Here is a 23,965-nt window from a genome sequence, read left to right as displayed (position 1 = left end):
GACATGCGCACCTCGTTGTTTTGCCTGACTACCGCCGTCTCCCTTGGAGGCTGTGGCTCGCTGCCCGAGCGTCTCGACGCAGACGACGCTTTACTTCACGAAGCCATGCAAGGCACCGGCGCGCAACGCCCGCCGAGTGAGACGCCGGCGGTGGACAGCCCGCCGCCCGCAGCGAAGGCGCCGGCCCAACGCCAGTTGATACGTGGCAACCAGCAATTCGTGCGCCCACCCAGCGCCAGCCCGCGTGACGAAGAGCAGGGCGGCGGCGATATCGTGTTCAACTTCGCCGACCAGCCTATCGAAGCGGTGATCAACAGCGTGATGGGTGACCTGCTGCACGAGAACTACAGCATCGCCCAAGGGGTGAAAGGCAGCGTCAGCTTTTCCACGTCTAAACCGGTGGACAAACAGCAGGCGCTGTCGATTCTCGAAACGCTGCTGTCCTGGACTGACAACGCGATGATCAAGCAGGGCAAGCGCTACGTGATCCTGCCGGCCAACCAGGCGGTGGCGGGCAAGCTGGTCCCGCAAATGAACGTGGCTCAACCGTCCAGCGGCCTGTCGGCGCGGCTGTTTCCGTTGCGGTATATCTCCGCCACCGAGATGCAGAAACTGCTCAAGCCGTTCGCCCGCGAAAACGCCTTTCTGCTGGTGGACCCGGCGCGCAACGTCCTGAGTTTGGCCGGCACTGCGGAAGAATTGGCCAACTACCAGGCCACCATCGACACCTTCGATGTGGACTGGCTCAAGGGCATGTCGGTGGGCGTATTCGGCTTGCAACGCGCGTCGGTGGCCGAGCTGATGCCCGAGCTGCAAGCCATGTTCGGCCCGGACAGCGGTATGCCCTTGGCCGGCATGCTGCGCTTTCTGCCGATCGAGCGGACCAATTCGGTGGTGGCGATTTCTTCCCAGCCGCAGTACCTCAGCGAGGTGGGCGACTGGATTCGCACCATCGACGAAGGTGGTGGTAACGAGCCGCAGATGTATGTGTACGACGTGCGCAACATGAAGGCCTCTGACCTGGCCAAATACCTGCGGCAGATCTACGGCAACGGCGCGATCAAGGACGATACGCCGGCCAAGGTCGCACCGGGGTTGCGCACCACTACGTTGTCATCGCTCAACAACAATGCCGGTGGCCTGCAGAGCACTCCGCCGCCGGCTGAAGAACCTGAGCAAAGCGCCGAAGCGCCCGAACCCGCAGCGGATAAAAGCCTCGAAGCCGGCACCCGCATCACCGCGCAAAAAAGCAGTAACCAACTGCTGGTGCGCACCCGCCCCGCGCAATGGAAAGAGATCGAAGCCGCGATCAAACGCCTCGACAACCCGCCGCTGCAAGTGCAGATCGAGACGCGCATCCTCGAAGTCAAACTCACCGGTGAACTGGACCTTGGCGTGCAGTGGTACCTCGGCCGCCTGGCGGGCAACTCCTCCAGCACCACCGTCGCCAACGCGTCCGGCAGCCAGGGCGCGCTGGGCGGTGGCGGGGCAGGGCTGGGGGCGTCGGATTCGTTGTTCTATTCCTTCGTCAGCTCCAACTTGCAAGTGGCCTTGCACGCGCTGGAGACCAACGGCCGCACGCAGGTGCTGTCGGCACCGTCGCTGGTGGTGATGAACAACCAGCCGGCGCAGATCCAGGTCGGGGACAACATCCCCATCAGCCAGACCACGGTGAATACCGGTAACGCCGACAGCACCCTGAGCAGCGTCGAATACGTGCAGACCGGGGTGATTCTGGATGTGGTACCGCGCATCAACCCGGGCGGCCTGGTGTACATGGACATCCAGCAGCAGGTCAGCGATGCCGAGAGCCAGACCAGCAGCAGTGACACGCCGGTAAATCCGCGTATCTCAACGCGCTCGGTCTCGACTCAAGTGGCGGTGCAAAGTGGGCAGACGGTGTTGCTCGGCGGGTTGATCAAACAGGACAACGCCGAGAGCGTCAGTGCCGTGCCGTACCTGGGCAAAATCCCCGGCCTGCGCTGGCTGTTCGGCAACACCAGCAAATCCAAGGACCGCACTGAGCTGATTGTGCTGATTACGCCGAGGGTGATCACCAGCAGCAGCCAGGCGCGGCAGGTGACGGATGATTATCGCCAGCAGATGCAGTTGCTGAAGCCGGCAAACTAAAGGACTGCGGTAAAAAAAATGTGTGCAGGCTTGCTCGCGATAGGGTGGCGTTCGGGTCTCGGTGATCGGAAGTCGACCGTGCCAGCAACCGCGCGGGTTACCACCATTTCCAGCGGCCTTGTTTTTTCAGGGTGGCGATGATGGCTTCGCGCTTGTGGCGGATTTCTACCATCTTTAGACGCATTTCTCGTTGGCGCTTGCTGTTCAGGCACAGCAGTCCAAGTAACGGGCTCAGCAGGGCAAAGGTAAATAGGGCGTGATCTGGGCTATAGATGGTTGTCGGAACTACAAGCAGCAAATAAATCATGAACACGCCAACCTGAAGCCAAACCCACTGAGGATAACCGTGGAGGACAATGCTCTGTGCGACGCCAAATACCACGCATGCCATGCCGCCTCCGAGAAAAAATACCCCATCGCTAACCCCATCAGATGCGTCAGAGAAGTAAGTAAGGTTCATTAGCGTGCTGGCAGTGGCAATCGAAAAGCACAGGGCTAAAACTCCGCCAAACAACGCCAGCCTGTAGTGAGCCAAAAGTGGGCGAGGATCTACGATGTAAAGGGATTCTCTGTGGTTTTTCATTCGCTGAACTCTTGGTAAATACCGATGGCCAGTGTCTTCGTATTTCCGGACATCGCGCTGCTGGTGAGACCCAGCGCTGCTGCAAAAGTGTCCGTGCGATGGATTGCGGTGATTGGTTTTATCTGTGCCGCTGGAATGCGTTTGGACGCATTGCCTGCGGCCTGCTTGAGCTTGAGGAGCTTCGGTGTCAGTCGTGGGTCTTGGATTCTCAACAGTTCATCCGTCAATTTTGCCCGCTCCTGCCGGCTTAGCCCACGAAGTACCTCTCGAAGTGGTTTGCCTGTTGCCCGCTTGGACAGGTTGATAACTTTCACTGTCGTTACGGCAGAAGTGGCCACCCCAAGTAAGGAAACGGCGTCCAGAGCCGCCATCATTCCTTCGTACCACGCGCTACTGTCCAGATAGTCATTCCTCTGAGGGTCCCAAACTTCGTTTACGGTTCGATAGACTCCTGCTGCGCACTGGAACGAGCCCGCCACTGCTGCGGTTGTGCCGATGAAAGAGATGACAACGCTTGCGCCAGCAGTAAAGGGCATCATGGCTATCCCGCTGTATATAACACGCCAACTCAACAGCGCCCCCGCACACGTCACTGCCGTACTCATCGCCTCCGCCATCAACCTCGACTCTCGCGGCTCATGTTCCAGCATCCGCTTGAATTCCACCGGCCCCACATACCGGGGCGCTTCACGCAGCACCACGGTAATCGGCCGCACACTGCAAATCGCCTGGAACTCACGCAGTGTCACCACGTTGAACGCTTCGTCGATGTACACCACCCCCGCGCCGATCAGCGCCGGGTCGGCGTCGATGGCGAAGAACAACCGCCGCAGGTTGAGGCTGCCTTCGAGACGTTGGCGCGTGTTGAGATGGGCTGAGAGATATCTATCCTTGAACTGGGAGATCGTCATTCCTTAACTCCTGATTGGCGAGAGTCGAGAGAGTAAAGATGGCGTCGCGCGGATGAATGTCGGAAGTTTCGTTTTTTCAAGAAAGGCACTTCCCAATCCCGCCCTGGCGTCTTGTGAGCGGCGTATCGATTCAGGAACAGTGCGCCCCACGTCGCTACCGACGCATAACAGGACAGGGAGCTCACATGGCCGTCGATATGTTTTTGAAACTGGGCGATATCAAGGGTGAATCACGGGACCAGGCCCATCGGGATGAGATTGATGTCAGCGAGTGGGCGTGGGGGTTGTCGCAGACGGGGTCGATGCATTCCGGCACCGGTGGCGGCGCGGGCAAGGCCGACTTTGCCAACCTGAACCTGAAAAAGCCGCTGGATAAATCCAGCCCCAACCTGATGATGGCCTGCACGACCGGCAAGCATTATCCCGAAGCACGACTGGTGGTGCGCAAGGCGGGCGGTTCCAGCCCGGTGGAGTATCTGGTGATCACCCTGAAGGAAGTCATGGTGGTGTCCTACGGCACCGGTGCTGAAAGTCAGGATGAGGTGCTCTACGACAGCATCGCCTTGAACTTCGCCAGCGTCGACGTCAGCTACCAGCCGCAGAAGGCCGACGGCGCCAAGGACGGCGGGCCAGTGAAGTTCGGCTGGAATATCCGGCAGAACGTCAAAGCGTGAAGCTGCACCTTGTGCCCGGATAGCGCGTCTTTGCGCATCCGGGCGCCAGTCTTCGTCCCTTCACTATTCCTGCAGCAGCACTACCCGCTGCTTCATTCCCATAAGGCACGACCGCCTTGCGCCGGGCCTCACCGATGTTGTGTCCGGCCCGGACGAAATCCCCCCCGCGAATCAAGGCCGCCATACCGGCGACAGCTGTTCATCAAGGCTCCAATGGGATTGACCGGGCCTCAGGCAAACACCGCCAACCCAGCGTTCATGGCTGGCGTGGTCCAGCCAATAAGCATCGCCGCTCAGCACGGTGTGCCCCAACGCCGTCAACGCCAGCACCCGCCGAGGCCATTCAAGATGAGTCTCGGTTTCCGTCAACAAAGGCTGCTCGCCGTCGATCAACGGCCGCAGCAGTGCATGAAACATCATGTCTCCCAGGAACGGCAGCGGTTCGCGCTTGCCCATCAACTCGGCAAACACGCGCCCGAACGCTACCGGCCCGGCTTCGGCGATGTAGGCCAGGGACAGGCGTTCGGTCAGTGACAACCCATCCCTCGCACCTGGCAATTCCTGCAACTGGCGTCGCAAGGCGGGTGCCAGCAAGGGTAGGGCGGGATGCGTACCTTGGGCCAGTGCCGCCACCTCAAGCGGAGAACTGGCGCAGTAGGCTGACCATGCCTCACGGGCCAACTGCACCGCGTCGTCATCGATCAAGCGCCGCTGCGGCCATAACCACGCCAGTACATCGGGGGCCAATTGGCCAATGCCGATAAAGCGTTCTACCCCTGGGATGCGCTCCACCTCGATCAGCTCCAGCTTGCGCGGCGCCTGGTCAAGACCGGCCAGGGCGCGGATCAGGAACAGTTGGTCATACGCATCCGCCTCGCACCACAGCACGCTGTGTTCGGCGCTGGCCAAGGTTTCCAGTTGGTTGTATTCATCGGCGACACGGCGTGCGACATCCGCTTCGCCCAGGCCAAAAGCCTGGCTGATGAATGCGCTGCGCATGGCGCGGAATTCGTCGCGGGGCAGGTCGCGAACCGGGCCCATGCACAGCGGGTCGCTGAGCATCTGGAAGCGCCCCTTGAACCCCGCCAATTGCAGGCTATGGGCAATGTCGTTGCCACAGCGCCAATGGGTGGTGCGGGCTTCGTCGCTGGCGGCGAAGTCGGGATGGCGGGCGGCGAAGTCGATGGCGTCGACATGGGCCTTGAGCTGGGGCCAACTGCTGAAACCCAGTTGTTTAGCGATCTGCCATTGAGCCTGGGACAGGGTGGCGTCGGGGTTTTCGCTTTTCAGGCGTGCCAACAGTTCCTTGGCGCGCTTGCGCTGCTGCTCAAGGTTGAGACGGCCATCAGTGGTCGAGGATACGCGGCGTTGCGACATACGAGCTCCTTGCACACACCTTTTCCGCTTTAAGGTTGGGAGTCGTAGAAACGAGGGAGTGCTTCACTGTCTTGGGCGCAGCCCTTTCCGCGGAAGGTGGCGTAGAGAGCGCCAGGCGGCAAATATAGGCAGGGCAGGGGCTGATTGCAAGGCGCCCGCCACGGAGCCGGTCGCCATCGTTTGAACTTTTGCTATGAAAAGCCCGCTCGCCTGCTTCACCATTGCGCCTGACCGAACCATGAGGAGCATCGCGTCCATGAGCGCACTGATCGAAACCCGCGCCCTTGCGTGCCGGGATGAGCGTCGCCAGGTGGCTTTGCTCCAGCCCACTGGCTTCGCCCTGCACCGCGCCGACCGCGTATCGATCACCGGCCCGTCCGGTTCCGGCAAAAGCGTCTTCCTGCGGGCACTGGCGTTGCTGGACGCGCCCACATCGGGGCAGGTCCTGTGGAATAGCCGGCCGATCGCTGACACAGACATTCCCGAGTACCGCAGCCGCATCTGCTACCTGTCCCAACGCCCGGCGCTGATCGACGGCACGGTGCAAGACAATCTGCGTTTCCCCTTCAGCCTCAAGACCCTGCGTAAACGCCATTTCGAGCTGGCGACCGTCACGGCGCTGCTGCAGCACGCCGGCAAGTCGCCCGACTTCCTGGCAAAAAACGCCAGCGACCTGTCGGGCGGCGAGTCTCAGGTAGTGGCGTTGATCCGCACGCTGCAGCTCAACCCCGACGTGCTGTTGCTGGACGAACCCACCGCCGCCCTCGACCCCGCGTCCTCGCACGATGTCGAAGCGCTGATCGACGCCTGGTTCGCCGATGATCCCACCCGCGCGTATGTCTGGGTGTCGCATGACCTGGAACAGGCCCAACGCATGAGTGACATCCACCTGCACATGCGCGCCGGTGTGCTGAGCGGAGCCACACCACCATGAACTACCAAAACCTGACCGCGCTGGACATGGCCATCGCCGCCTCGCTGATCCTGATCAACGGCGCGCTGTCGCTGGCGTTGCGCCTGGGCCTGGAGCGCCAGTTGTTGTGGGCCGCCGTGCGTACCGTGGTGCAACTGCTGGCGATCGGTTACCTGCTGGGCTGGGTGTTCGCGTTCGCCTATTGGTACGTGGTGCTCCCGCTGATGTGCGCGATGACCCTGATTGCCGGCCTGTCGGCGGCGGGGCGTGGGCGGCGGACGTACCGTGGGCAACGGATCGACAGCATCGTGTCGGTGTGGGGCAGTTCGTGGCTGGTCACGGCGGTGGGCTTGTTTGCGGTAATTCGTATCCACCCGTGGTACGAGCCGCAGTATGCGATCCCGATCCTCGGCATGATCCTCGGCAACACCCTGACCGGCGTGTCCTTGGGGATCGAGCGCATGACCCAGGAACTGACCTCGGGCCGCAACACCATCGAGATGATCCTGGCCCTCGGCGGCTCACGCTGGGAAGCGGCGCAGGAAGCGATCCGCCAGGCGGTGCGCGCCGGGATGATCCCGACGCTGAACCAGATGACCGTGGTCGGTATCGTCAGCCTGCCCGGCATGATGACCGGCCAGGTGCTGGCGGGGGAGAGCCCGGTGGACGCGGTGCGGTACCAGATCGTGATCATGTTTTTGATCGCCGCTTCGTCGGCGTTGGGCACGGTCGGCGCGGTGCTGCTTACCTACCGGCGCCTGTTTTCCAGGAGTCATCGGTTTTTGCGGGATCGGCTGCAAGAGCGCTGAAGGTCAGGCGACGAACCGCTGGTGATTGTTTCACCGGCTGAAATGCTCGATTGTAAATCCTGGTGATTCCATCGATAGACGCCGCGGCGGAACATGCCTGGCGTCAAGACCCCCACTTCTTTGGAGCCTTTCATGTCCCAGTCTGCGATCAAACTCTATGGTTTCCCCCTGTCCGGCCATTCCCATCGGGTCGAGCTGATGTTGTCGCTGTTGGGCCTGCCCAGTGAATTCATTCTGGTAGACCTCAAGCAAGGCGCACACAAGGCCGCTGAATTCGTCGACACCATCAACCCGTTCGGCCAGGTGCCGGCGATTGATGACAACGGCACCGTACTCGCCGATTCCAACGCGATTCTGGTGTACCTGGCGAGCAAGTACGGCAACGGCCAATGGCTGCCGAGCGACCCGCTGGGCCAGGCGCGTGTGCAGCGCTGGCTCTCGGCCGCCGCCGGTCAGCTCCACGTCGGGCCGGCGACCGCGCGGCTGGCGGTGGTGTTTGGCGCGGATGTCGATACCGTGACCGCCATCAGCCGCTCCCACGCTTTGCTGCAATTGGTTGAACAGCAACTGGGCCAAAGTCGCTTCCTGGCCAGTGAGCAGCCGAGCATTGCCGATATCGCCTTCTATACCTACGTGGCCCACGCGCCGGAAGGCAATGTGTCGCTGGCCGACTACCCTCAAGTGCGCGCGTGGCTGGCCAGTATCGAAGCGTTGCCGGGTTTTGTCGGCATGCCACGCACGGCGGTGGGTCTGCAAGCACAGTAACCTTCAAGAGGGACGCCGATGGACCGATTTCATGAAATGCAGGTGTTCCTCGCGGTGGCCGAGGAGGAGGGTTTTGCCGCCGCCGCGCGCCGCCTGAAAACTTCGCCGCCCAGCGTGACCCGGGCGATTGCCGCGATGGAACAGCGCATCGGCACCCAATTGCTGGCGCGCACCACCCGCAGTCTGCACCTGACTGAAGCCGGCCAGCGCTACCTAGAAGACTGTCGACGCATCCTCGCCGAGCTGAACGAAGCCGAGGAAGCGGCGGCGGGCAGTTATTCCATCCCCAGTGGGCAACTGACCGTGACCGCCCCGGTGCTGTTTGGCGAGCTGTATGTGGCGCCGTTGCTGGGGACGTATCTCGATCGTTTTCCCCTGGTGAACATCAACGCCTTGCTGGTCGACCGCGTGGTGAACATGACCGACGAAGGCGTCGACGTGGCCGTGCGCATCGGTCATCTGCAGGAGCCGGGGCAACAGGCGATCCAGGTCGGTGAAGTGCGGCGGGTGGTGTGCGCATCGCCCGGCTATCTCGATCAGCACGGGCGGCCGCAACGTCCCGAGCAGTTGCGTGAAGCCAAGATCGCCACGTCGTCGGCCAGCCAATTGATCAGCGAGTGGCAATTCGTCGACGGCGACCGGCTGCTGACGGTGCCCATCGCGCCGCGCCTGGTGGTCACGGCAAACAACGCCGCGATCAACCTGGCGCGTATCGGCTGGGGCTTGACGAGGGTGCTGTCCTATCAGGTGGCGGCGGCGGTGGCGGCCGGTGAGCTGGAGATTGTCCTCGACGCCTTCGAACCCGCGCCGCTGCCGATCCAGGTGGTGTTCCAGAAGGGCGCCCGTGTACCGGCGAAGGTGCAGACCTTCGTCGACTTCCTCACCCAGCGTTTCGCCCAGGACCGTGGCCTGAACCCGGCGCCGCAGCGGCCTAGCTGATGGAGCGCTATCGCGATATGCAGCTGTTTGCGGCGCTGGCCGGGCAACCGAGCCTGGCTGCGGCGGCGCGCAGTGCCCAGGTGTCGGGCGCGACGCTGGTGCGTGCGCTGGCGCGGTTGGAAGCACGCCTGCACGTGGCGTTGCTGCAGCGCAGTACGCGGGGTGTTAGCCTCACCGACGCAGGCCGCGCCTACCTGGCCGACTGCGTAAGCCTGCTGGCCGCCGTGGACGCCGCCGAAGCCTCGGCCAAGGGCTCGCATGTGCAGGCCCAGGGCAATCTGCGGGTGTTCTTGCCGTTGCTGTTCAGCCGGTACGTGATGGCGCCGATCTTGGCCGGTTATCTGGACCGCCACCCCGATGTGTACCTGACGGCCCGCTACCACGACTATTACCCCAACCTGCACGAAGAAGGGCTGGACGTGGCGATCCTGGTCGGCGCGTTGCCGAACTCGTCGCTGATCGCACGGCCGGTCGGCCAGGTGCGGCAGATCCTTTGCGCCAGTCCCGATTACCTCGCTGCCCACGGCGCACCCGCGCACCCGGACGATCTCAAACAACATCGCCTGATCGCCAGCGTCGATCAGGTCCACTGGGATTTCCCCCACGCCCACCTCAAGGCCCGTACACGCCTGCGCTGCGCCACGGTGCAAGGTGCGATCAATGCGGCCGTGCATGGCGCGGGGATCATCCGTTGCCTGAGCTACCCGGTTCACGAGCACCTGATCAGCAATCAGTTGCGCCGCGTCTTGCCCGCCCACGAGTTGGCGCCGTTGCCGGTCAACGTGGTCTACCGCGAAGGCCGCCATGCACCGATGCGCGTGCGCAGTTTTGTCGATCACTGCGTGGCGGCGCTGCGCGAGCATCCGGCGTTTCAGTTGGCGTAATGCTCGATTGCTCAACGTGGGTATTCTCTCGCTGCCTGGCGGGGCGCAGCATTGGGTTATCTAACTCGAGGTGATCGCCATGAACCCGATCGAACACTCCCCCTGGCATGCCGGTGAACGGCAGATGCAAGCAAGCGCAGGTGCTGCCGAGCGCATGGACATGATTGGCGCCAAGGTGATCCGCGATCATCTGCCCGAGCAACACCGAGGGTTTTATCCGCTGTTGCCGTACTTGCTGCTCGGCGTGGTGGACGCGCACGGCATGCCCTGGGCGACGATGATCGAAGGCGCGCCGGGGTTTGCCCATTCGCCCGACCCCCACACCTTGCAGATCGACAGCCTGCCGGGCACCGGCGACCCTGCACGCTCCGCGCTGCATCCAGGGGCCGCGGTCGGCTTACTCGGCATCGACCTCGACACGCGCCGCCGCAATCGCCTGAATGGCCGGGTCGGCGCGCTGGATCATGAGGGCTTTGCGGTCGATGTGGTGCAGTCCTTCGGCAACTGCCCCAAATACATCCAACTGCGGCCTGTCGATGGGGTCGCCCGTAAACCCGGGGATGTGGTCGAGCGCAGCAACTGCCTGGATGACGCCGCGTGCGCAATGATCCGCAATGCCGACACCTTCTTCGTCGCCAGTTACGTGGACATCGGCGGCGAACGCTCGGTGGACGTCTCCCATCGCGGCGGCAACCGAGGCTTCGTGCGCGTGGAAGGCAACGTGCTGACCATCCCCGACTTTGCCGGCAACCTGTTCTTCAACACCCTGGGCAACCTGCACGCCAATCCGGTGGCGGGGTTGTTGTTCATCGACTTTGCATCGGGGGACGTGATGCACCTGGCCGGGCGCACTTCACTGATCCTCAGCGGGGCCGAGGTGGCGCGGTTCGAGGGCGCGCAGCGGTTGTGGACCGTTACGGTGGAGCAGGTGGTGCGCCGCCCGGCGGCGCTGGCGTTGAGGTGGGGGGGTGCGGAGTTTTCGCCGTACAGCCTGGCGATGGGGCGTTGGTAGGGCGGTGCTGGAAAGCCTGGGGTGGCGAGCGGGTGGTAAAACCTTCATCCCTCCCGTACCATTCGCCCCCCTCGCAGTGACGCGAGGCGCAGCGCCAGGATGGCTCATTGCATGTCTTTCCTGTGGCGTCTGCAGCTCCCTTTTTGCCCGCGTTCAGGATTCGACATGTTTTGCTTTTCCAGGCCTTTGGCCTTGCTCTTAATGGCTGCAGCCTTGGCGGGGTGCGGTACTCAGCCCGCGTCGCTGGTCAGTCAGCCGCTGCAACCAGGCCCCGAAGAACCGGTGGCTTATCTTGTGGGCTCCATCGGCCCGCAGAACCTCAATGCTTCTCCCGCACCCAACCAGCGCCTGTTGTTTCGCAAGCGTGGCTCCGCCTTCGGGGCCGCCGGTATATGGGTCGGTGCCGGGCGGGAAACGCCTCAGGATGTGAAGGACCAGGCCGGTGCCGCCAGTGTGTTCGTGCTGCCGCTCAAACCGGGAGATTATGAGTTTTATGATTTCCAGTTCTTCTCCAGCAACTATTCACCCACCCTGGGCACCACCTACACCTCGGTCCAGGCTCGGGAGAAGTTCAACCTGCCGATGCGCCTGCAAGCCGGCAAGGCCTATTACCTCGGTGAATTTCGCTCGCTGTGCCTGGGGGCTTCCCTGTGCGCCTTCCGTTGGCGTGACCAGCAAGGTCGCGATGAACCGATCGCGCGACAATCGGTTCCGCGCTTGCCGGCGCTGGAGTTGATACCGCTGGATTATCGCAGCGCCGCCCCGCATATCATCGCGCCGCTGTCTACCGCTGCGGGCCAGAATACCCTTCAAGAGATGCGTCCATGAACCGCGTTATTACCCTGAGCGTCCTGGCGCTGCTGACTGGCTGTGCGGCCACCAATACCCTGCCCGAACGCGCGTTGCCCGACGGTCAGGACTACCTCAAGCCGATCCATGTCATGGTCGACGACCCGCTGAATGCCGCGCAAATCCGTAACCAGTTACGCGAAACCGGGGTGTTTCGAAGTGTCGAAACCGGCCAGGGCAAGGCAGGGGATTATTCGGTGTTGATCCGCTTCAATAGCCAGCGCGATTTGCCACCTTTCCCGGTAATTCTGCTGAGTACGGCGACACTGTTTTTGCTGCCCTTGTCCCAGAGTATCGACACCACCACCGAGTTTTCCCTGCAACAAAATGGAAAGCTGTTGAAGCAATACAGCTATCGCAACGTCACCCACAAATACACCTGGCTGCTCGATGGCAGCGGCGGGATGCAGCAAGAGAACGTAAACCGTATCACCCGTGCCTTTGCCCAGGATGTACAACGTGATGGCCTGCTGCCTGTGGAGCACACGCAATGATCAGGATCACCTTAATGGCTGCCGTGCTGTTGCTCGGCGGCTGCAGCACCGCCCTCAAGCCCCTGGACTACAAAGCCCAGCACGCCTATGTGCCGATGAGTGTCACCATGCCGCTGCCCGAATCCCGGTTCGATCAGCAAAAGCAGCGCGAAGTCATCCAGTTGCTGCGTGATACCGGCGCCTTCAGTTTCCTCGACGGTGGTTTCAGCAAGACCGGCTACAGCCTGCTGGTCGACCAGAGCGGCGGTAAAGGGGCCGGAGTGCTCCCCGCAGTACTCGGCGCTCTGACGCTGCTGACCGTGCCAGTGCCCTACACCTACGAGCGCCAATTGCATGGCTCGGTGTTCAAGGACGGTCAACTGTTGAAAACCTATGCCTACAAGCGCGGCGGCTGGACGGCCACGACCTGGTACATCCCCATGATCGAACCTCGCAGCGAGAGTGAAATGCTCGGCGACCTGATGCGAGACCTGGACCGTGATCGCTTGATTCCCTATCAGTGAGCCGGTAGGGAATCAAGCGATCGCGCCGCAGCGGCAACCCCCGCGTCGCCAACAGCGTGTGGCTTTGGCTATCGTCGAGCGCCAGGGGCGGGCAGGTCAGCGCGACATAGGGATAAACGCCACACTCCCATCCGCACGCTGGTGAAACAGCCGCTCGCCATTGTCCGGCTGAGTGGTGATCACTTGATGATCGGTGCCCAGGTATGCCAGGGGCGTGGGATCGTCCTTGGAGTACTGCGCGATGATAATCGTGTGTTGCGGGTCGAAGTGGCGGCCGCTGGTGCGTTCCAGCCAGGCCATGAACGCAGCGCTGTCGCCCTGGCGAGGGAAGTCCTGGGTTTCGGCGACGTAGTAGAACGGCTGGCCGCCGTTTTGCAGGTACATCGGCAGTTTGTTGTCGACTTCCACCAGCACCATTTGCCATTGGTTCCATGGCGCGGTCTTCTCGGCTTGAGCGTGCACATCCTCGACGAAACGCGTTACGCCGCCGTTGCCGTTGGTCCACGGGTACGCCACGCCGAGCACCAGCAGCATCAGTGCGGCGGCAACGCCAAAGCCTTTCTGCCAGCGTGGCCAGCTAGCGGTTTTTTTCGCCAGCCGTTCGTTCAGCCACCACGCTCCCAGCAACTGGGCGAACGGCACCAGCGGCAGCACGTAGTAACTGCGGCGGCTGCCGCTGGCGGTGAAGAACACGAATAGCAGCCCCAGGCCCCATACCAGCCAGCGCACGTTGGGCGGGGTCTGACGCCAATGTCGCACGGCCAGCCACAGGCCGAGCAACCAGCACGGTGCCCAGGGCAGGGTGTAGGCGGGCAGGTAAATCAGATAGGTATAGATCGGCCCCATATGGTCGAAGGGGTCGAAGAAACGCACGACGTTTTCGCGAAATACCAGGGCCAGGCCGCTTTCGCCGTAGGTCGGCGCGCCGTAGAGGTGCGATAGCACAAAGGGGATGGCATAGAACCCGGCGGCAATCAGCAGCGCCAGCACCACGCGCAGGTTGAGGTGACGTTTGTAGCGGTGCTCGCTGAGCAGGTGCGGCAGCAGCACCAGGCCCGGCAGCACAAAACCGATCAAACCCTTGAACAGCGAGGTCGCGGCCAATAGCAGGAAAAACACCGTGTAGCGCCACAGTCGTGTGTCATCCGGCCCGCGCCAGTACCACCACACCGCCGCCAGCACGCCACACACGGTGAGCACGTCCGCCGTGGCCACGCGTGCCCAGAACAGGAAATAGAACGTGGTGGCGAGCATCCAGCCGGCAATCAGCCCGGTGCCTTTGCGAAACAGGCGCTCGCCGATCAGGTACACCAGCCAGATGCTCAACCATGCGGAAATCACCGACGACAGGCGCAGCGACCAGGGCCCCAGGCCGCCCATCAGGTTGGCGAAGCCGGTGATCAGCCAGTAGGAGGGCAGGGGCTTGTCGTAATACGGCGTGCCTTTGAGGTAGGGGTCGAAGTAGTCACCGCTTTGCAGCATCTGCACGGCGATGTTCGCCCAGCGGGTTTCCGGGCCCCACAGGTCGCGACTGCCCAGGCCGAGCAGCAGGAGCAGGGCGGAAACGCCCAGCAATAGCAGCAAGGCGCCACGTTCGGTTTTCCAGACAGTCATGGACGGTTCCTAAGGGGATTTCGGATAGAGGGTGAGCACCAGGTCGCCCTTGCGATAGCGCTTGCCGCCGGGTGGCAGTTGCCCTTCCTCAAGGTGTTCGTTGGTGCTCCTGACGCGCATCAGCACCCCGACCGAACCCTGTTGGCGCGCCTCGGCCAGCCACGACTGGACGTTGTCCAGCCCGACTTTGCGGTGTACCGCGTCTGGGTATTGCAGGCCGTATTGCAGCTCGCCTTCGGTGTCATAAAACGCGACATCCGGCCGGCTCAGGCGCCAAGCCAGTGCCGATGCCGAGCCTAATTCGTTGCTCAATAACGCCTGGGTTTGCTGCAGTTCTTCCAGATGCTCCAGCACAAACTGGTCAGGCATTTCGTTATTCGATATCCGCGCCGGCATGCCCGCTGGCAGGAGTAGCACCAGCAAACCGATGCCCAGGGCTGGCGTCGCCCAGAGTGTCAACGGGCGAAAGGCTTGCAGCAGGTTGGTCAGGACCCAGCCCAGCAGCACAATGAAGGTCAACGACAGGCTGAACATTTCCGCGTGGCTGTTGCCGTATAGCGGATCGCCGATTTGCAGATAGATCAACGTCACCATCGCGGCCATGCCGATCACGAAGTTGAGCAGGCCGTTGATGCGGAGTGCGCGGGTTTTGCCCTGCTGCATCACATCGATCAAGGCATGCCCCATCAACAACGCCAGCGGTAACAGGCACGGCATGATGTAGGTCGGCAGCTTGCCGCTGCTCAGGCTGAAGAAACCCAGCGGCAGCAGCATCCACAGGGCGAGAAAGGCTATCGCCGGTTGGCGCTTTTCTTTCCAGGTCTTGTGCAGCGTGGTCGGTAGCAGCGCCGCCCAGGGCAGGCATGCGACGACCATGATCGGCAGGAAGAACCACCATGGCCGCGCATGTTGCGCGGTGCCGGAGGCAAAACGGCGGATGTGTTCATGCCAGAAGAAGAAATTCCAGTAGTCGGGCTCCTGCACATGGATCGCCCACACCCACGGCAGGCACACCACGACTGCCACGACGATCGCCAGTGGGCCATACCGCAGCAATTCGCCCAGGCGGCGTTGCCAGAGCATATAGGGCACGGCGATCAGCACCGGCAGCAACAACGCGAGGAAGCCCTTGGTCATGAAGCCCATCGCGCAGGCCAGCCCCAGCGCCGCCCAGGCGCCGAGTCGGGCGCGCGGGGTGCGGCTATCGAGGGCAAACCACAGCGCCACCAGGCTGAGGTTGACCCAAAAGGTGAATTGCGGGTCGAGATTGGAGTAGCCGGCTTGCCCCGCCACCAGGCCAAAGCTCAAGTAGAGCAAGGCGCAGGCGAAGCTTTTGCGCGGGTCGTTCCACAGGCGCCGGGCGATCAGGTAGGCCAGCAGCACGCTCAGGGCGCTGGTCAACGCCGAGGCGATGCGCACGCCGAACAGGTTCTGGCCGAAGACCGCCTGGCCGAGGGCAATCAGCCAATAGCCGGCGGCGGGTTTTTCAAAATAACGCACGCCCATGAAATGCGGTGCGGCCCAATTGCCGCTCATGAGCATTTCCTGGCTGACCTGAGCGTAGCGGGTCTCGTCGGGTATCCATAGACCGTGCAGGCCCAAAGGCAGGAGATAAAACGCGACAACGGCCAGCAGCAATAAAGGTAGGGGTTTGAATCGGGTCATGCGAACGTCGCTCCTTGACGTCTAAGTGTAGGGAATTTGTGTAAGGACGCACGGGGGTAAAAAGTCACAGTGTTCACTAAGGGTCTTAAATTATTCATGACGTCCTTAACTAACAGGCGCAGTTAAACATGCCATAAGTTGGCTGTCGTTTGGCTGAACATCCGCCTCTTGTATCGGTTGAAAAGTGTCTAAAGTTGCTTGAGCGCCGCCGGCCAATCGCCGCTGTTTATAATTCCCACGGCCTTGAGTTCGCCGTTGCCCAGCACCTTGATGAACAATGCACTGCCGTATTCGGTGGATTTCGCGTGGGGGTAGCCTAGGGCACGTTCGATGTCACTGATGCAGCCGCTGTGGGTGATCAGCACCAGGTTGCGTCCAGGCTGCTTGTGGCTGAGGAGTTCTTCACCCATGGCATCGCCGCAGATCGCCAGCGGGCCTGGCGACAGTTCGGTCTTGCCAAACATGAACAGCGAGGTCTGGGCGGTACGGGTGGTCGGGGTGCTGAACACGTCTGCACGCTCCATGCCCAATGTTTTAAAGGCTTTTCCGGTTTCGGCTGCCTGTTGAGTCCCTTTGGCCGTCAGACCGTCAGCGGGTCCGAAGCAGGGGTTGGAGGAGCGGTCGCAGCGCTCTTCATGGCGCACCAGTACCACCAGATTACCCTCGCGCCAGCTGGTCAGCAGGCCTGACGTCAGCAGGCGATTGCCCGCGCCCAGGTTCGGTGGCGACACAGGCCAGGCCAGAAAACCTGCCAGCAACACGCCGAGCAAGGTGATTGCTGCAATGCCCTGCCAAAGTTTTTTCAGACGTTTTGCTCGCGTTTGATACGAACGCGGTTTGGTCAAGGTCAGGTTAACCACACTATTCACCGTAGGTACGTCAGGCAGCTTTTTATTAGTCAGGCGCAACTGTTTGACAGTGCCCTTAGTGGAGCAAGAGCCTGTCATACAGTTGCTGTCTTTTTGCTGAAAATTGGAGCGTTAAAAATAAGGCGTGCCGACAACTAAAAAGTTGAGCGTCATTGGCGCTTGTCGGGCACTTTATTCGGTGATCGGTAGGTAACCGGTGAAATGCATGTGAAAAATTTGCGTGGCGAGGTCGGTCAGCCGTTATCCTCGGTTGCAGTCCATTGGCGAGCGAGCATTCCCATGTTGCAGGTGCAAGGTGTCCATAAATGCTACGTCACTGCGCAGGGCCCGCTGACGGTATTGGCCGGGGTCGATCTGCAGTTGGCTGAGCGTAGCAGCCTGGCGCTGATGGGCGAGTCCGGCAGCGGAAAAAGCACACTGTTGCACCTGGTGGCCGGGTTGGATCGCGTCGACGGTGGCAGTATCCGCGTGGGTGAGCAGCGTCTGGATCAGATGACCGAGCGGCAGTTGGCCGATTGGCGACGCACTGACATCGGCCTGGTGTTCCAGCAATTCAACCTGATCGGCAGCTTGCGTGTCGACGACAACCTGGCGTTCCAGGCACGCCTGGCAGGGCGGTTTGATCCGATCTGGCAAGCGCAGTTGGTCGAGCGCCTGGGCCTGGGGGGTCTGCTCAAGCGCTACCCGGAACAACTCTCCGGTGGCCAGCAGCAGCGGGTCGCGGTAGGGCGGGCGTTGGCGTCTCGACCTGGCTTGCTGTTGGCGGATGAGCCTACGGGCAATCTTGATGAAACCACCAGCGATGAGGTGCTGCAACTGCTGCTGGACCTGTTGCGCGATACCCCCACCAGCCTGTTGATGGTCACCCACAGCCCGCGCATTGCCGCGCGGCTCGACCGGCAGGTGGTGTTGCACCGCGGCCACGTCCTGCCTGCGGACGTTGGCTGAGATGGCGGTGTTCTATTGGACGTTACGCGCGTTGCTTAGCCACTGGCGGCGCCATCCCGTGCAGTTTTTCAGTGTGCTGACCGGTCTGTGGCTCGCCACCGCGCTGCTGACCGGGGTGCAAGCGCTCAACAGCCAGGCGCGGGACAGCTACGCGCGCGCCAGTCAATTGATCGGCGGCGAACCCCAGGCCAGCCTCAGCACGCCGGACGCTGCCAGTTTCCCCCAGGCGCTGTTTGCCGAGTTGCGCCGCGCCGGCTGGCCGGTGTCGCCGGTGGTGCAGGGGCGGGTGCTGCTCAAGGGGCATGAAGATCAGCGCCTGCAATTGATGGGCATCGATCCGCTGTCGCTGCCCGGCAGCGGGGCGGTGGCGGGGCAGCGCTTGAGTCAGGCGCAAATGGTCGCGTTCTTCGACCCGCCGGGGCGTACCTGGATCGCCCCGCATACGTTGCAGGCGCTGGGGTTGCAGGCCGGTGAACGGCCGCTGACGGCGAGCGGGCAAGCCCTGCCGCCGTTGCAGGTTCAACCGGACATGGCCCCTGGCATGTTGCTGACCGATATCGGTTTTGCCCAACCGTTGCTGGACATGCCTGGGCGCCTGTCCCGGCTGCTGCTCGACAAGTCGTTCGCCGCCGCCCATCCCACGCCGCCGGCGGGACTGCAGCTCAAGCAGGGCGAGGACAATAACCTCGCGCGCCTCACCGAGAGCTTTCACCTGAACCTGGACGCGCTGGGCTTTTTATCCTTTGTGGTCGGGCTGTTTATTGTCCATGCGGCCATCGGCCTGGCCCTGGAGCAACGGCGCGGGCTGCTGCGCACCTTGCGCGCTTGCGGGGTGAGTGCGCGGATGTTGATCCTCGGCCTGGGGATGGAGTTGGGTGCCTTGGCCTTGCTTGGCGGTGTGCTCGGTGTCGCCAGTGGCTATGTGCTCGCCAGCGTGTTGTTGCCGGACGTGGCGGCCAGCCTGCGCGGCCTCTACGGTGCCGAAGTGCCGGGGCAACTGAGCCTCAGCCCCTGGTGGTGGCTCGCCGGGTTGGGCCTGAGCCTGCTCGGTGCGTTGCTCGCCGGCGCCGGCAGTGTGTGGCGGGCGGCGCGCTTGCCGTTGCTGGCGCTGGCCAATCCCCAGGCCTGGCATGAGGCCCATGGGCGCTGGTTGCGGCGCCAGGGCTGGGTGGCGAGTGCGGCGTTGTTGATCGCGCTGTTGGCGCTGTGGTGGGGCGACAGTCTGGCCGCTGGATTTGTTCTAATGGCGGCCTTGCTGCTCGGTGCCGCGTTGGGGCTGCCGGTGCTGCTCAATGCACTGTTGAAAGCGCTGCTGGGGCGCAGCCGCTCGGTGCTCGGACAATGGTTTCTTGCCGACTGCCGCCAACAGTTGCCGGCCTTGAGCCTGGCGCTGATGGCGTTGCTGTTGGCGCTGGCGGCCAACATCGGCGCGGGCTCCATGACCTCGGGCTTTCGCCTGACCTTCAACAACTGGCTGGAACAACGCCTCACCGCCGAGCTGTACCTCAACCCACACAACCCGGCCCAGGCCGAACAGTTGAATACCTGGCTCACGCACCAACCGCTGGTGCAGGCGGTGCTGCCCACCTGGCAGGTCGCCGTGCAATTGCAGGGCTGGCCGGCGGATGTGTTCGGCGTAGTTGACGCCCCGACCTATCGCCAGCACTGGCCGTTGCTGCAAGCGGCGCGTGCGCCGTGGGACCAATTACTGCGCAATGACACGCTGATGCTCAGCGAGCAACTGGCGCGGCGCTTGAACGTGCAAGTCGGCGACGCCGTTGACATTCCCACGCCCGAGGGTGTGTGGTCGCCCCAGGTGGTGGGGATCTACGCCGACTACGGCAACCCCAAGGGCCACGTGCTGGTCAATGCGCAGCACCTGTTGGCGCATTGGCCGACGCTGTCGCCGGCGCGCTTCAACCTGCGCGTACTGCCGCAAAACGTGGCGCCGCTGGTGCGTGAAGTGCAGCGCGAGTTTGCCCTGGACGACAGCCGTATCGTTGACCAGCAGCAACTCAAAGGCTGGTCGAGCCAGGTCTTCGAACGCACCTTCGCCGCCACCGCCGCGCTGAATAGCCTGACCCTCGGCGTGGCAGGCGTGGCGCTGTTCATCAGCCTGCTGACCCAGAGCCAAAGCCGCCTCGGCCAACTCGCACCGCTGTGGGCATTGGGGGTGACGCGCCGGCAATTGATGCTGCTCAACTTGGGGCAGACCTGGTTGTTGGCGGTGCTGACGCTACTGCTGGCCTTGCCCTTGGGGTTGCTGTTGGCGTGGTGCCTGGATGCGGTGATCAATGTGCAGGCATTTGGCTGGCGCCTGCCATTGCATATTTTCCCCTGGCAACTGGCGCAACTGCTGGGGTTGGCGCTGCTTGCCACGTTGCTGGCGTCGGCATGGCCGCTGTGGCAGTTGTACCGCAGTCGCCCGGCGGATTTGCTGAGGACGTTCGCCCATGAAGATTAAGGCGCTGCTGTGCGTCGTTCTGTTGCTGGTGAGCGGCTGTGACAAAGCCCCCGCGCCCGAGGAAAGTTTCGCCGGCCTGGGCAGTGAGGCGGCAGATTTTGCCCAGGTGCTGCCCGGCAAGGTCTTCGATTTTCCCGAGGACCACGGCCCCCACGCCGGTTTTCGTATCGAGTGGTGGTACGTTACCGCCAACCTGAAAGACGCTCAGGGCCACGTGTTCGGCGTGCAATGGACCTTGTTTCGCAATGCTCTCAAGGCCGGGCCGACGCAATCGGGCTGGCAGGATTCAACGATCTGGCTCGGCCACGCCGCCGTCACCTCGGCCACCCGGCACTACGCCGCCGAGCGCTACGCCCGTGGCGGCGTCGGCCAGGCCGGGGCCCAGGCCGCGCCGTTCAGTGCCTGGATCGACGACTGGAACTTCGCCACCCGCCCAGGCGCAACCGGCCCCTTGGCGGACATGCAGCTCAAGGCCAGTGGCGCGCAATTCGCCTACGACTTGCACCTGACGTCCAGTCGCCCGTTGGTGCTTCAAGGCGACAACGGCTACAGCCGCAAGTCCGACCAAGGCCAGGCCTCTTACTACTACAGTCAGCCGTTTTTTACCGCCAACGGCAGCATCAGTCTCGACGGCAAGGTTTACCAGGTCACGGGCCCGGCCTGGCTCGACCGCGAGTGGAGCAGCCAACCCCTGGCCGCCAGCCAGACCGGCTGGGACTGGTTTTCCCTGCACCTGGACCGTGGCGAGCAGTTGATGCTGTTTCGCGTAAGACAAAAGGACGGCACGGGTTATCTCACCGGCACCTGGATCGACCGCGAGGGCCATACCCAAACCTTGCACAACGCCGATATCCAACTTACGCCACTGGCCACCACGGCCATCGACGGGCGGCGTATTCCCACACGCTGGTCGCTGAAAATTCCCGGCAAACAGCTCGATATCACCACAGAAGCCGTCAACCCGAAGGCCTGGATGAACCTCAATATTCCGTACTGGGAAGGACCCGTGCAGTTTGAGGGTGGGGTTGGGTATCTGGAGATGACCGGGTATTAGCACTTTTCTGTAGGTACTGATCCTCTTCTGCGTAGGCAACTTCCCAAATGTGATTTAGCCCCCTCGGGCTTGTGTCCTGGCCGTATTCGCTTGCTTATATTCCGACGCCATCTTCATTGCATTCGGGATGTAAGGCATGGCGCGGGGATACATCAACGACAAGCCAATCAGCTACAGCAGTTTGAAAACCTGGCTGATGGGCCACGGCGTGAGCCGCCAGCACTCTGATCATTTTGATGTGTTGAATCATCACCTGCGCCGTGGGTGGGTGATGCCGGGGCGGATGGTGATTGTTCCAGACACGGAGAGCGTCAGTTGTTCCTGGAACGAATCCTGGTGGGTGCGTTATGCCGAGGAAATTGATCGCAACCTGGAGCTGGACGCTGCGGCTGCACAGACGATGATCGATAACTACGACCTGCTGCAGAGCCTTCTGACGTATGGCTCGATAGGTATCGGCAGTGCCACATCGGCGTGGTCGCGGCACCTGGATGAAGTCGTGAACACGTTGGAGGAAATCGAGCGCCTGCATCAACGCCTGAAAGCGGGCGGGTTGGATCGCCAGGCGTTTATCCGCCAGCGCCAGGTGCTGCTGGCGCTGCTGGGCACGCAACTGCGCGGTGCCGCACGATTTGGCACGGGGTTGCGCGGCAATCAATCGCTGAAAAAGGTGCTGGGGATTTCGACCAAAAGCTATCTGAATAAAGGCGAGATCGCCGGGTATGCACAGCGGTTGAAGGCGATTTCGCAGACGTCGAAGTGGTTGGGCAAGGGTACTTATGTTGGGTTGGCGCTGGATGTGGGCGCAGCGGGTTTGGAGATCAAGGAGGCGTGTGTGGTGGGGCGGGAGGCGCAGTGTCGGCGGGCGAAGTATGTGGAGAGTGGGCGGCTGGCGGGCGGGGTAGAGGGGGGGGCTTGGGGAACGGCGGTAGGAGCTAAAGCCGCGCGTCGCATATGTACGGTTTTTTTGGGTGTTTACGCGAAAGGACGCGCTGAGTTGGCCTGTGGAATTATTGGCGGCGCCGGGGGAGGGTATATAGGAGGAAATGCAGGCGGGGATAGCGGTGCGTTTCTGGGCGGCAAGATCATAGAGATCGATGGTGATTTGATCTTTCAACCAGAGGGGGCCTGACTATGGATTTTTTTCTCGCCTATACCATTGTGCTGTTTGTTGGGATGTCTATCCTCTTGGGACTGATGCTATTTGCCGAATATAAAAAACTCGACGAGTTGGAAAGTTACTTCAGTGAGAACGAAAAGGTTCGTTACCATAAGCGATTTTGGAAAAGAAATCAGCGGATCGACAGATTTCATCGGATGGGCCTGATGATTGATTTTCTATCAAACCCAAAACCCTTTTTGAAAGCAGGTCTTGTGACCGAGGCCGAGCTGGCGTCTGTTCCTATAGCACTCAAGCGTTGGGCGTTGTGGCCATATCGCATTTCTTATATCTGGCTTGTTGCATTAGGCGTTTGGTCCGTTTGGTATAAGTGGTGATGGATATTTCCTACGATACGATGTCGTTTTTTCTTGCCTACACGGTTTTGCTCTTTACCGTGGCGCTGGTCAACTTGGGACTGCTGTTTTTTGCTGAATATAGAAAACTCGACGAGTTGGAACGCTACTTTAGTGAGACCGAAAAGGTTCGTTACCATAAGCGATTTTGGAAAAGAAACCAGCGAATTGACAGAATGTATCGCCTGCTTTTGATGTTTGAGTTGTTGTCAGATTCAAAACGTTTTGTAAAAGCAGGTCTTGTAACTGAGGCTGAACTTGCGTCTGTTCCTTTAGCGCTCAAGCGTTGGGCGCTATGGCCCTATTATCTTGGCTTTATTTGGCGCAGGTGGTGCAACATCCCAATTTGAAAGAGGGAGGGAGTTTAACGATGTCGTTTTTTCTTGCTTACACCCTTGTAATGTCTATTGGGACGTTCGTCGTCCTGGGACTGATGCTTTTTGCCAAACGTACAAAACTCGACGAGCTGGAAAGTTACTTCAGTGAAAACGCAGAGGTTCGTAAACGTAAGCAACTCTGGGGGCCAAACCCGCGGTTCGGCGGATTTCATCGCATGGGCCTGATGATTGATATCCTGCTAATGTCAAAACGCTACGTGAAAGAAGGTCTTGTGACTGAGGAAGAGTTGGCCTGCGTTCCGTTATCACTTAAGCGTTGGGCCGTGTGGCCATATTGCCTTGCGATGATTTTGGCTATTAGCTGGGGCTATTGGTGCACTTGGCTCTAGTGGTCGCTCGTTTTCCTACACCTGAGCAGTTGATGCTGTTTCGCGTAAGGAAAAAGGACAGTACGGGTTATCTCTCCGGCACCTGGAGCGACCGCGAGGGTCAACCCAAACCCTGCACAACGCTGCTGTCCATAACTGAAGCTGTCAACCCGAAGGCCTGGATATTCCGTACTGGCAAGGGCCGGTGCAGTTTGAAGGTGGGGTTTCTAGGCGGCAAAATCATAGAGAACGATGGTGTTTTTATCTTTCAATCCGAGGAGGCCTGA

25 protein-coding genes are annotated in these 23,965 nt (G+C 61.5%); 19 read left to right on the top strand and 6 right to left on the bottom strand.

The window, feature by feature from the left end:
* Nucleotides 1-3: 3 nt before the first annotated feature.
* Nucleotides 4-2,130, top strand: coding sequence for a type II secretion system secretin GspD (gene gspD / locus ACS5Q8_RS19020; protein ID WP_276197962.1), 2,127 nt, complete (start codon nucleotides 4-6; stop codon nucleotides 2,128-2,130).
* A gap of 97 nt (nucleotides 2,131-2,227) precedes the next feature.
* On the opposite strand, the gene ACS5Q8_RS19015 is transcribed toward gspD, so the two are convergent.
* Together ACS5Q8_RS19015 and ssp4 are read right to left on the bottom strand one after the other, a co-directional pair.
* Nucleotides 2,228-2,713, bottom strand: coding sequence for a hypothetical protein (locus tag ACS5Q8_RS19015; RefSeq protein ID WP_276193751.1), 486 nt, complete (start codon nucleotides 2,711-2,713; stop codon nucleotides 2,228-2,230).
* Complete coding sequence (ssp4, locus tag ACS5Q8_RS19010) at nucleotides 2,710-3,624, bottom strand: Ssp4 family T6SS effector (RefSeq protein ID WP_276193750.1); 915 nt, start codon at nucleotides 3,622-3,624, stop codon at nucleotides 2,710-2,712. Before ssp4 ends, ACS5Q8_RS19015 begins: the two co-directional genes overlap by 4 nt.
* Before the next feature lie 185 nt (nucleotides 3,625-3,809).
* On the opposite strand from ssp4, the gene ACS5Q8_RS19005 reads away from it, so the two are divergent.
* Nucleotides 3,810-4,298, top strand: a complete 489-nt coding sequence (locus tag ACS5Q8_RS19005; RefSeq protein ID WP_465159332.1) for an Hcp family type VI secretion system effector — start codon at nucleotides 3,810-3,812, stop codon at nucleotides 4,296-4,298.
* Nucleotides 4,299-4,469: 171 nt separating this feature from the next.
* Here ACS5Q8_RS19005 and ACS5Q8_RS19000 read toward each other — a convergent pair whose 3' ends face one another.
* Nucleotides 4,470-5,675, bottom strand: a complete 1,206-nt coding sequence (locus ACS5Q8_RS19000) for a DUF1835 domain-containing protein (RefSeq protein ID WP_465159331.1) — start codon at nucleotides 5,673-5,675, stop codon at nucleotides 4,470-4,472.
* A gap of 256 nt (nucleotides 5,676-5,931) precedes the next feature.
* On the opposite strand from ACS5Q8_RS19000, the gene ACS5Q8_RS18995 reads away from it, so the two are divergent.
* The 9 genes from ACS5Q8_RS18995 (at nucleotide 5,932) to ACS5Q8_RS18955 (ending at nucleotide 12,843) form a co-directional block, all read left to right on the top strand.
* Nucleotides 5,932-6,609 carry an ABC transporter ATP-binding protein gene (locus tag ACS5Q8_RS18995; protein WP_465159330.1) on the top strand — a complete coding sequence of 226 codons (678 nt, stop codon included), beginning with the start codon at nucleotides 5,932-5,934 and terminating at the stop codon, nucleotides 6,607-6,609.
* Nucleotides 6,606-7,397 carry an ABC transporter permease gene (locus ACS5Q8_RS18990; protein WP_253397130.1) on the top strand — a complete coding sequence of 264 codons (792 nt, stop codon included), beginning with the start codon at nucleotides 6,606-6,608 and terminating at the stop codon, nucleotides 7,395-7,397. The genes ACS5Q8_RS18995 and ACS5Q8_RS18990 overlap by 4 nt, the downstream gene beginning before the upstream one ends.
* 132 nt (nucleotides 7,398-7,529) lie before the next feature.
* Nucleotides 7,530-8,162, top strand: a complete 633-nt coding sequence (locus tag ACS5Q8_RS18985; RefSeq protein ID WP_276193747.1) for a glutathione S-transferase family protein — start codon at nucleotides 7,530-7,532, stop codon at nucleotides 8,160-8,162.
* 18 nt (nucleotides 8,163-8,180) lie between these two features.
* A complete protein-coding gene (locus tag ACS5Q8_RS18980; RefSeq protein WP_465159329.1) occupies nucleotides 8,181-9,101 on the top strand; it encodes a LysR family transcriptional regulator in 921 nt (306 codons plus the stop codon).
* Complete coding sequence (locus tag ACS5Q8_RS18975) at nucleotides 9,101-9,985, top strand: LysR family transcriptional regulator (RefSeq protein ID WP_465159328.1); 885 nt, start codon at nucleotides 9,101-9,103, stop codon at nucleotides 9,983-9,985. Before ACS5Q8_RS18980 ends, ACS5Q8_RS18975 begins: the two co-directional genes overlap by 1 nt.
* Before the next feature lie 79 nt (nucleotides 9,986-10,064).
* Nucleotides 10,065-10,997, top strand: a complete 933-nt coding sequence (locus ACS5Q8_RS18970; RefSeq protein ID WP_276193744.1) for a pyridoxamine 5'-phosphate oxidase family protein — start codon at nucleotides 10,065-10,067, stop codon at nucleotides 10,995-10,997.
* 201 nt (nucleotides 10,998-11,198) lie between these two features.
* Nucleotides 11,199-11,825, top strand: a complete 627-nt coding sequence (locus ACS5Q8_RS18965; RefSeq protein WP_443696158.1) for a hypothetical protein — start codon at nucleotides 11,199-11,201, stop codon at nucleotides 11,823-11,825.
* Nucleotides 11,822-12,340: a hypothetical protein gene (locus tag ACS5Q8_RS18960; protein ID WP_276193742.1), complete on the top strand. Its 519-nt coding sequence runs from the start codon at nucleotides 11,822-11,824 to the stop codon at nucleotides 12,338-12,340. Before ACS5Q8_RS18965 ends, ACS5Q8_RS18960 begins: the two co-directional genes overlap by 4 nt.
* Nucleotides 12,337-12,843 (top strand): hypothetical protein, encoded by a 507-nt coding sequence (locus ACS5Q8_RS18955; protein WP_276193741.1) that lies wholly within the window; start codon nucleotides 12,337-12,339, stop codon nucleotides 12,841-12,843. The genes ACS5Q8_RS18960 and ACS5Q8_RS18955 overlap by 4 nt, the downstream gene beginning before the upstream one ends.
* 96 nt (nucleotides 12,844-12,939) lie before the next feature.
* Here the strand turns inward: ACS5Q8_RS18955 and ACS5Q8_RS18950 are convergent, their stop codons facing one another.
* The 3 genes from ACS5Q8_RS18950 to pmrG form a co-directional block, all read right to left on the bottom strand.
* The gene (locus tag ACS5Q8_RS18950) at nucleotides 12,940-14,457 is read right to left on the bottom strand and encodes an ArnT family glycosyltransferase (RefSeq protein ID WP_276193740.1); all 1,518 of its coding nucleotides are present in this window, start codon (nucleotides 14,455-14,457) and stop codon (nucleotides 12,940-12,942) included.
* Between the two features lie 9 nt (nucleotides 14,458-14,466).
* On the bottom strand, nucleotides 14,467-16,122 hold the full coding sequence (gene arnT / locus ACS5Q8_RS18945) for a lipid IV(A) 4-amino-4-deoxy-L-arabinosyltransferase (protein ID WP_426101351.1): 1,656 nt from the start codon (nucleotides 16,120-16,122) through the stop codon (nucleotides 14,467-14,469).
* A gap of 188 nt (nucleotides 16,123-16,310) precedes the next feature.
* Nucleotides 16,311-16,991, bottom strand: a complete 681-nt coding sequence (gene pmrG / locus ACS5Q8_RS18940; RefSeq protein WP_443696156.1) for a lipopolysaccharide core heptose(II)-phosphate phosphatase PmrG — start codon at nucleotides 16,989-16,991, stop codon at nucleotides 16,311-16,313.
* Nucleotides 16,992-17,270: 279 nt separating this feature from the next.
* Here pmrG and ACS5Q8_RS18935 point away from each other — a divergent pair, with 279 nt between their 5' ends.
* The 8 genes from ACS5Q8_RS18935 to ACS5Q8_RS18900 all read left to right on the top strand — a co-directional run bounded on the left by ACS5Q8_RS18935 (nucleotide 17,271) and on the right by ACS5Q8_RS18900 (nucleotide 23,965).
* The gene (locus ACS5Q8_RS18935) at nucleotides 17,271-17,939 is read left to right on the top strand and encodes an ABC transporter ATP-binding protein (RefSeq protein WP_465159327.1); all 669 of its coding nucleotides are present in this window, start codon (nucleotides 17,271-17,273) and stop codon (nucleotides 17,937-17,939) included.
* 1 nt (nucleotide 17,940) lies between these two features.
* A complete protein-coding gene (locus ACS5Q8_RS18930) occupies nucleotides 17,941-20,403 on the top strand; it encodes an FtsX-like permease family protein (RefSeq protein WP_465159326.1) in 2,463 nt (820 codons plus the stop codon).
* On the top strand, nucleotides 20,393-21,457 hold the full coding sequence (locus tag ACS5Q8_RS18925) for a lipocalin-like domain-containing protein (RefSeq protein ID WP_276193735.1): 1,065 nt from the start codon (nucleotides 20,393-20,395) through the stop codon (nucleotides 21,455-21,457). The genes ACS5Q8_RS18930 and ACS5Q8_RS18925 overlap by 11 nt, the downstream gene beginning before the upstream one ends.
* A 136-nt stretch (nucleotides 21,458-21,593) precedes the next feature.
* Entirely contained in the window at nucleotides 21,594-22,589 is a 996-nt protein-coding gene (locus ACS5Q8_RS18920) for a hypothetical protein (RefSeq protein ID WP_465159325.1), read from the top strand.
* Between the two features lie 2 nt (nucleotides 22,590-22,591).
* Nucleotides 22,592-22,954, top strand: coding sequence for a hypothetical protein (locus ACS5Q8_RS18915; RefSeq protein WP_321847911.1), 363 nt, complete (start codon nucleotides 22,592-22,594; stop codon nucleotides 22,952-22,954).
* Between the two features lie 20 nt (nucleotides 22,955-22,974).
* On the top strand, nucleotides 22,975-23,322 hold the full coding sequence (locus ACS5Q8_RS18910) for a hypothetical protein (RefSeq protein ID WP_465160369.1): 348 nt from the start codon (nucleotides 22,975-22,977) through the stop codon (nucleotides 23,320-23,322).
* Between the two features lie 20 nt (nucleotides 23,323-23,342).
* Entirely contained in the window at nucleotides 23,343-23,699 is a 357-nt protein-coding gene (locus tag ACS5Q8_RS18905; protein ID WP_465159324.1) for a hypothetical protein, read from the top strand.
* A 32-nt stretch (nucleotides 23,700-23,731) separates the two neighbouring features.
* The gene (locus tag ACS5Q8_RS18900; RefSeq protein ID WP_426101365.1) at nucleotides 23,732-23,965 is read left to right on the top strand and encodes a hypothetical protein; all 234 of its coding nucleotides are present in this window, start codon (nucleotides 23,732-23,734) and stop codon (nucleotides 23,963-23,965) included.

The organism is Pseudomonas sp. PAMC25584 (assembly GCF_058135675.1).
This window is presented reverse-complemented; position numbering and strand designations above follow the sequence as displayed.